General features: G+C 67.8%; 6 protein-coding genes and 1 pseudogene. 1 reads left to right on the forward strand and 6 read right to left on the reverse strand.

Translation table 11 applies throughout. The annotated features are described in order from the left end of the window. Positions 1–213 (forward strand): annotated as a pseudogene (locus ACE3UY_RS08270) (hypothetical protein); the annotation flags it as partial. A gap of 201 nt (positions 214–414) precedes the next feature. On the opposite strand, the gene ACE3UY_RS08275 reads toward ACE3UY_RS08270, so the two are convergent. From ACE3UY_RS08275 to ACE3UY_RS08300, 6 genes are all read right to left on the reverse strand, one after another. Then, positions 415–2,286: a hypothetical protein gene (locus tag ACE3UY_RS08275; protein WP_374687069.1), complete on the reverse strand. Its 1,872-nt coding sequence runs from the start codon at positions 2,284–2,286 to the stop codon at positions 415–417. 66 nt (positions 2,287–2,352) lie between these two features. After that, positions 2,353–2,541: a hypothetical protein gene (locus ACE3UY_RS08280; protein WP_374687070.1), complete on the reverse strand. Its 189-nt coding sequence runs from the start codon at positions 2,539–2,541 to the stop codon at positions 2,353–2,355. 168 nt (positions 2,542–2,709) lie between these two features. Further along, positions 2,710–3,552, reverse strand: a complete 843-nt coding sequence (locus ACE3UY_RS08285) for a TrmH family RNA methyltransferase (protein WP_374687071.1) — start codon at positions 3,550–3,552, stop codon at positions 2,710–2,712. Positions 3,553–3,579: 27 nt separating this feature from the next. Beyond that, positions 3,580–3,891, reverse strand: coding sequence for a hypothetical protein (locus ACE3UY_RS08290; RefSeq protein WP_374687072.1), 312 nt, complete (start codon positions 3,889–3,891; stop codon positions 3,580–3,582). A gap of 67 nt (positions 3,892–3,958) precedes the next feature. Continuing rightward, on the reverse strand, positions 3,959–4,915 hold the full coding sequence (locus ACE3UY_RS08295) for a phosphoribosylaminoimidazolesuccinocarboxamide synthase (protein ID WP_374687073.1): 957 nt from the start codon (positions 4,913–4,915) through the stop codon (positions 3,959–3,961). After that, positions 4,909–6,824, reverse strand: a 1,916-nt coding sequence (locus tag ACE3UY_RS08300; protein WP_374687074.1) for a phosphoribosylformylglycinamidine synthase subunit PurQ, incomplete at its 5' end; no start/stop codon positions are given. The genes ACE3UY_RS08295 and ACE3UY_RS08300, both read right to left, overlap by 7 nt.

Below are 6,824 nucleotides of genomic sequence, written 5' to 3' on the forward strand. Positions count from 1 at the left end.
AAAACCAGCGTCGCCCACGACCGGATCATGTTCAACCGCCGGCAGGGGTATGAGGTGGTGTCGATGCTCCAAAAGGTCGTCAACCACTTCGGCTATGAGACGGAAGAGGACGTGAAGCGGGTCGAAGCGGCCATCCGCGGCACGCTGCCGGGCAACGTGCGCAGCCGCAAGAATGTGTTCAACTGGCTGGTGGAGTATCTCGTCCAGAACTAGCCTGTGACTACACTCCCCTAAAAGCACGGCAACCACGGATTCCGCCCGCCTCGTCTGGCCGCGGCGAAACCCGTGGTTGCTACTACTCCTTTCTTCTCCCGAACCAATACACCCCGTCTAGCATCCCGCAGATAGCACAGTACCTATTTACTCTAGTTCTCTAAAATCTGCCCAATCTGCGCAATCTGCGGATTCTTCCGCCTAGCCATTCGTGGCGCGATAGTAGCCGGTGCTGGCGCGGGGCAGTTCCTCGCCGTCGTCATCGAACGCCTCGCGCATACTCTCCCATCCCTGCCGGATGGCCTCTTTGACCTCGTCCCAGGCATTCTCGCCGGCGTAGTCGCTCGCTTCCCAATCCTCGCGCGCCTGCTGCTCAGCCTGCTCCCAGGCGTCGAAGTCGTCGTAACGCTCATCCATAGCCAGGACATAGCCGTAACGATAGGCCGGCTCGTACCACTCGTAATTGCGCAACTCGTTGCGGTAGTGGGTCTCGTAGTGCTCGCGGAAGCGCGGCTCGCGACCAGCGTAGTCAGCCTCGAAGTCCAGCGCGTCGCGCACGTCTTCCCAGGCGCGGCGGACGGCGTCCTTGAACTCATCCCACGTGCTCTCGGCCGAGCCGGAGAATTCCGCCCAGCCGCGGCGCGCCTCGCTCTCGAACTCGTCCCAGTCATCGTAGCGGTCATACTGCTCATCAATGGCGAGGTTGTAACCGTAGCGATAGGCGGGATCGTAGTAGTCGAAATCGTGGCTGCCGGTCCCGTAAGCCTCTTCGTAATGTTCGCGGAAAGACGGGGTGAAGCTGAAGTAGTCATCCTCAGCGTCGAACGCGTCCTTCACATCCTCCCAGCCGCGCCGGATAGCGTCCTTGAAATCGTCCCACGTGCCGCCGCCCTCGGCGTTGCTGAAATCGCCGCCGATGCTGCGGCTCTCCCAATCGCGCCGGGCCTCGTCCTCCAACGCTTCCCACGTCTCATACTCATCCCAGCGCTCATCCGTGGCCAGGTTGTAGCCGTAACGATAGGCCGGGCCATACCAATCATAGGCGCGCCCGGTGCTGCCGAAGGTCGTCTGGTAGTGCTGGCGATAGCCCGTCTCGAAGTCGGCATAGTCCGACTCCACGTCGAAGGCGTCCTTCACCGATTCCCAGCCGCGGCGGGCGGCGTCCTTGAAGTCTTCCCAAGCGCCGTGGGCGGCGTACTCGCCCCCCTCCCAGCCGCGGCGCGCTTCGGCCTCGAACTCGTCCCACGTCTCGTAGTCGCGGTAGCGCTCGTCGTTAGCCAGGCCATAGCCGTAGCGATAGGCCGGGTCATAGGCGGTGTAGTCGCGGCCAGTCGCGCTGTAGGTCGTCTGGTAGTGCTCGCGGAAGGCGGGCGCGTAGGAAGCATAGTCCAGGTAGTCGCCGTAGCGGGCGCGGTCGGTGTTGACCTCGTCCGGCGTCCAGGCCGCGGCCTCGGGGGAGTGACCCGTCCAGCCCGTAGCGCGCCAGTACTCAGAGCGGCGCTGCACGTCCACCGGGGCATGCGCGTTCATGATGCCGACCGCCTGTTGCACGCGGTCGTCCTCGGTCTTCAGGCCGACCAGGATGCTGCCGCGGCGGACGCTCTCGGCGTACAGTTCAGCCTCATCCTCCGGCACGCCCCAACTGACCAGCGCGCCGACCAGCCCACCAACGGCTGCGCCAATGCCCGCGCCGGCCAGCCCGGCCACCAGCGGGCCCGCGGCCAGCACCGGCCCGAAGCCGGGAATAGCCAGCGCGCCCAGGCCCAGCAACACGCCGGCCAGCCCGCCTACGACGCCGCCGGTCACCGCGCCGGTCGTCACGTCGCTCGCCATCTGGCTCATCTCGGCGTCGGCCATGTCAGCGTCGGGGCCAGCATCGGCTACAGTGACGCCGTCGGTCGTGGTCGTCCCCGCCGCGCCGGCGGTTGTCGTAACCGTTGTGCCGTCGCTCTCACCCCAACGGTTTGTCGTCACCAGGCTGATGTCGGCGCGGTCGAAGCCGGCCTGAATCAGGTCGTTGATAGCCGCCTGGGCATCTTGCAAGTCATCGTAGAGTCCTACAACTGTTTTCATCGTTTACTCTCCTTCATGGGTCATTCGGCAAGTGAGTGCGGATAGTGTTCGCGCGGCCCGCTGAGCCTAGAAGACGTAGGCGAACAGGAACCACAGCAGCGCGAGTCCCCCTATCACAAACAGGAATATCAGCGCCGCCGGCGGCAACGTCCGCGCTGGCCGATCATAAACCTGCACACCCTTTGGATTCTCGAGGCTGTCCGGTTTCTCGTCAGCGCGTGGCGCTTTTTGGCCGGGATCATCAAACTGAGTCATCGCTTCTCCTTGCCGCTCGCGGCCCTGTTGGCCGGTCGGATACAGAATAGCCGCCGCGTGTCAGAACGAGCCGAGCAGCGCGGTCGTGCCCTTAGCGTATGACGGCCCGGCCCATTTCTCCATAGGTCAGAGGTATAGCCGGGCGCACAAACGGCGATACAGTTTGCGTCAGAGGGGTGGGAGAGGGAGAAGTCCGCGCGCTGCCAGGTCGTCGTGAATGGCGTAGAGCATGACGCCGGCGGCCACCGCCAGATTGAGCGAACTGGCCCGGCCGTGCATCGGCAAGCGGATGAGCGCGTCGCATTGCGCGGCCTGTTCGACCGACAGCCCCTCGCGCTCGCTGCCCAGCAGGAGCACCAGCGGCATTGTGTACTCGGTCGCGCGATACGCCGTCTGGCCACGGGCCGACGTGCCGTAGACGCGATAGCCGCCCGCCCGCGCCCAGGCGATGAAGGCGGCGAAGTCCGTCGCGACCACCGGCAGGCGAAAAACCGTCCCCATGCTGGCCCGCACCGCGCCGGGGTGATAGGCGTCCACGCCGCCATCGAGCAGCAACAGGCCGGACGCGCCCACCGCGTCAAGCGTGCGCAGGATGGCGCCGACGTTGCCAGGGTCTTGGGGAGCCACAACGGCGGCCAGCCAGGGCTGCGCCGCCGAGGTGAGGTCGGCCAGCGCGTAGCGGCGCGGCCGGACGACAGCCAGGATGCCCTGGGGATTGTCCTTCTCAGCGACAGTCGCCAGTACGTCCGCGGCCGTCTCGAAGGTGGGGATGCCGGTGGCTGACGCCTGGCGCACCAGGCCACGACCGAAGTCGCTGATCAGCCGGTCGGGTGCATAGAACAACGCTTCGACTGCCGCGCGGTTGGCCGCGGCGGCGGCCAGCGCCTCGCCAACGTGGAAGATGCCCTCGGCCACGCATAGGCCGGTCGCGTCGCGCTCCTTGCGTCGGGACAGAGCGCGGAGCTGCTTGATGCGCGGGTTGGAGGGACTGATGATGGGTAGGAGTGGCATACAGGGCGGGCGAGTTGGCAACTCGCCCTACAGTTGGAAGCCGCCGCGGTAGGGGATGACCTTGTAGTGAAGCTCAGAGACGTACTTCTCCAGTTCGTTGTTCAGGTCGGCCCAGAGATCGCTGTCCAGCAGACGGTTCATCGTCTGCTCGTCGCCGCAGACGAAGCCGATGAGCCGGTTGGGGGCTTCGCCATAGGCGGTGTGCCACGCCTCGCTCATCTGGAACCCCATCGATTGCAGCGCGGGCACGTACTGGCCCATGACGAACTGATAGTATTCCTGCAACGTCTCTTGCCGGACATCATATTCTACCAGTAGCTTCAGCCCATTATCATCCATCGCGACCTCTTGGCCCTAATTCTAGCCACAGCCCGTCACAATGCTATAGGCCACGGGCCTATTCTCATCAATTTTGGCCGGTAGCGCGCAGGGCGCGGGCGATGCGCGCCGCGGCCGGCATCTCGCCGGGGACGAACGGCGCGCCCGTCAGCCGCTCATAGGCGGCGATGTAACGCGCGGCGACCTGGGCGATAAAGTCGTCGGGCATGGCCGGCGGCGGGCCATCGCCGCGATAGCCGCGGGCCGCGTACCACTGCCGCAGGAACTCCTTGTCGTAGTGGACGGGCGCGTCCGTCCCGGCGCTCTCAGCCGACCAGTAGCGGCTGCTGTCAGGGGTGTGCATCTCGTCGATGACCGTCAGCCGGCCGTCCACCAGCCCGAACTCATACTTGGTGTCCACCAGCACCAGCCCCGCCGCCCGCGCCACGCGCTGCCCCTCGGCGAAGAGCGCCAGCGCCGCCCGCTCCACCTGCGCCCACACCTCCGGCGCGACCCACCCCTCGGCGACGACGGCCTCGCTCGTCAGGACGCGATCGTGCCCCCCATCGGCGGCCTTGGTCGTCGGCGTGATGACGGGTTGGGGCAGCGGGTCGTTCTTGCGCAGCCCCTCCGGCAGCGCCACGCCGTAGGGCCGCCGCTCCCCCCGCTCATAGAGATACCACAGCGACGTGGTCGTCACGCCGGTGATGTAGCCGCGCACCACGACCTCGACCGGCAGCGGCTGCGCCTCGCGGGCCAGCGTCACGTTGGGGTCGGGCACGGCGATGACGTGGTTGGACGCGATGCCGGCCGTCTGCTTGAACCACCAGGCGCTCAACTGGTTGAGCACCTGCCCCTTGTATGGGATGAGTCCGAGCACGCGGTCGAAGGCGGAGATGCGGTCGGTGGTGATGAGGGCCAGCTGCCCGTCGCGCCGGTAGGTGTCGCGCACCTTGCCGGCTTGGCGCGGCCCCCACGCCTCATCCAGTTCGACCGCGGCCAGCGCGTCGGGGATGGCTGCCAGAAGTTCCTCATGGGTCAACATGCGCGCACTCCATTCTCGAACAGCCGCAGCCCCACCCCGCCGGACGCCCCACGTGGACGCTGCCAGGGGAAGATATGGTTCTCCGGGTGCGGCATCAGGCCCAGGACGTTGCCGGCGGCGTTGCTCAGGCCGGCGATGGACAGGATGGAGCCGTTGGGATTGGCGGGATAGGGAACTGCCAACGGCTGGCTGTCGCCGGCTGTGTACGTCAGCGCGATCAGGTTGTCGCGCGCCAACTCCGCCGCCACACCTTCGGCCGCTGCCAGTCGCCCCTCACCGTGGGCCACCGGGCAGGCGATCGGCTCATCCAGCCCGCGGGTGAAGAGCGACGGGCAGGCCGGGTTAGGCAGGAGGCTGACCCAGCGGCACTCGAAATGGCCGGAGGCGTTGTAGGTCAGCGTCACGCGGCGCTCGGCCGGCCCGCCCACCCCGCCGGGTAGCAGGCCAGCCTTCACCAACGCCTGGAAGCCGTTGCAAATGCCCAGCACGGGCCGGCCGTCGGCCACGAAGCGCTCCAGCGCCTCGCCCAGCGGGTGATCGCCAGCGCGCCCCAGATCGACCGCCCACAACACCCCCGCGCCCAGGTCGTCGCCGTAGGAGAAGCCGCCGGGCACGATGAGCATGTGGTAGTCCAGCAGCCGCCGCTCGCCGCGCCATAGTTGGTTCACGTGGACGATCTCCGGCGCGCCCCCGGCCAGCTCGCAGGCCAGCGCCGCATCCCGGTCGCGGTTGGTGCCGTTGGCGTGGAGGATGAGGATGCGCGGACGCGGGGGAGCAGGGGAGCGGGGGAGCGGGGGTGCAGGGGTGAAAGAAACCCCGGCCGGTCGTTCTTTCTCCCCTGCCCCCCTGCTCCCCTGCTCCCCTGCCAGTTTGCTCACCCTCACCGACACCAACGGCTCCACCGCCCCCGGCAGCCGGGGATGAACGACCAGGCTATCGCCGCCGACGACGCCGATGCAGGCGTGGGGTACGCCGCCCAGCAGCGCCCGCAGGGCCGGCGCGTCGGCCGGAGCCACCTCGACCAGGAAGCGGGTCAGCGACTCGGCGAACAGCACGGCCTCATCGGCGGCGTAGGCGTAGTAAGGATCGACCGGCAGTTGGGCCAGTTGCACATCTACCCCTAACCCTCCGGCCGCGCACATCTCCGCCAGGGCCACACCCAGCCCGCCCTCGCTACAGTCGTGGCAGGCGCGCACCAGCCCGGCGGCGATGGCCCGGTGCACGGCGCGCAACCGCTCCAGCGGCGCGGCGACGGGTTGGGGCGCGACGCGGTGCTGGGGCCGAACGCGCCCGCCGGCCAGCGCGTAGTGGCTGCCGCCCAGTTCGGGCCGCGTGTCGCCGATAACGAACAGGAAGTTGCCGGCGCGCTTCAGGGCCGGCGTGACGACGTGGGCGACAGCGGGGACGCGCCCCAGCGCGGAGATGAGCAGCGTGCCGGGGATGGCGTGGCGCGCTCCATCGGCCCCGGTATACTCGTTGTTAAGGCTGTCCTTGCCGCTGATAAACGGCGCGTCGTAAGCCACGGCGGCATCGTGGCAGCCCTGGGCGCAGCGCACCAGCCCCCCTAGCCGGTCGGGCAGATTGGGATTGCCCCAGCAGAAGTTGTCGAGCAGGGCCACGCTGTCCGGGTCGGCCCCGACGGCGACGGCGTTGCGGAACGCCTCGTCCACCGCCGCCCAGGCCATCCAGTACGGGTCGCTCTCGCCATACCAGGGACAGATGCCGTTGGAGAGGACGGCCGCCGGCAGCGGCCCATCGGGCGCGGCCGCGCGGCCGAGCAGCGTGTCCAGCGGCACAAGCGCCGCCGCGCCGTCTAGCGGCTTGACCGCTGTGCCGCCCTGCACCTCGTGGTCGTAGCGCCGCACGATGTCGGCCTTGCTGCGGATGTTGGGATGGGCCAGCAGGCGCA

It is taken from the genome of Promineifilum sp. (SeqCode) (genome assembly GCF_041918635.1).
Taxonomy (GTDB): Bacteria; Chloroflexota; Anaerolineae; order Promineifilales; family Promineifilaceae; genus Promineifilum.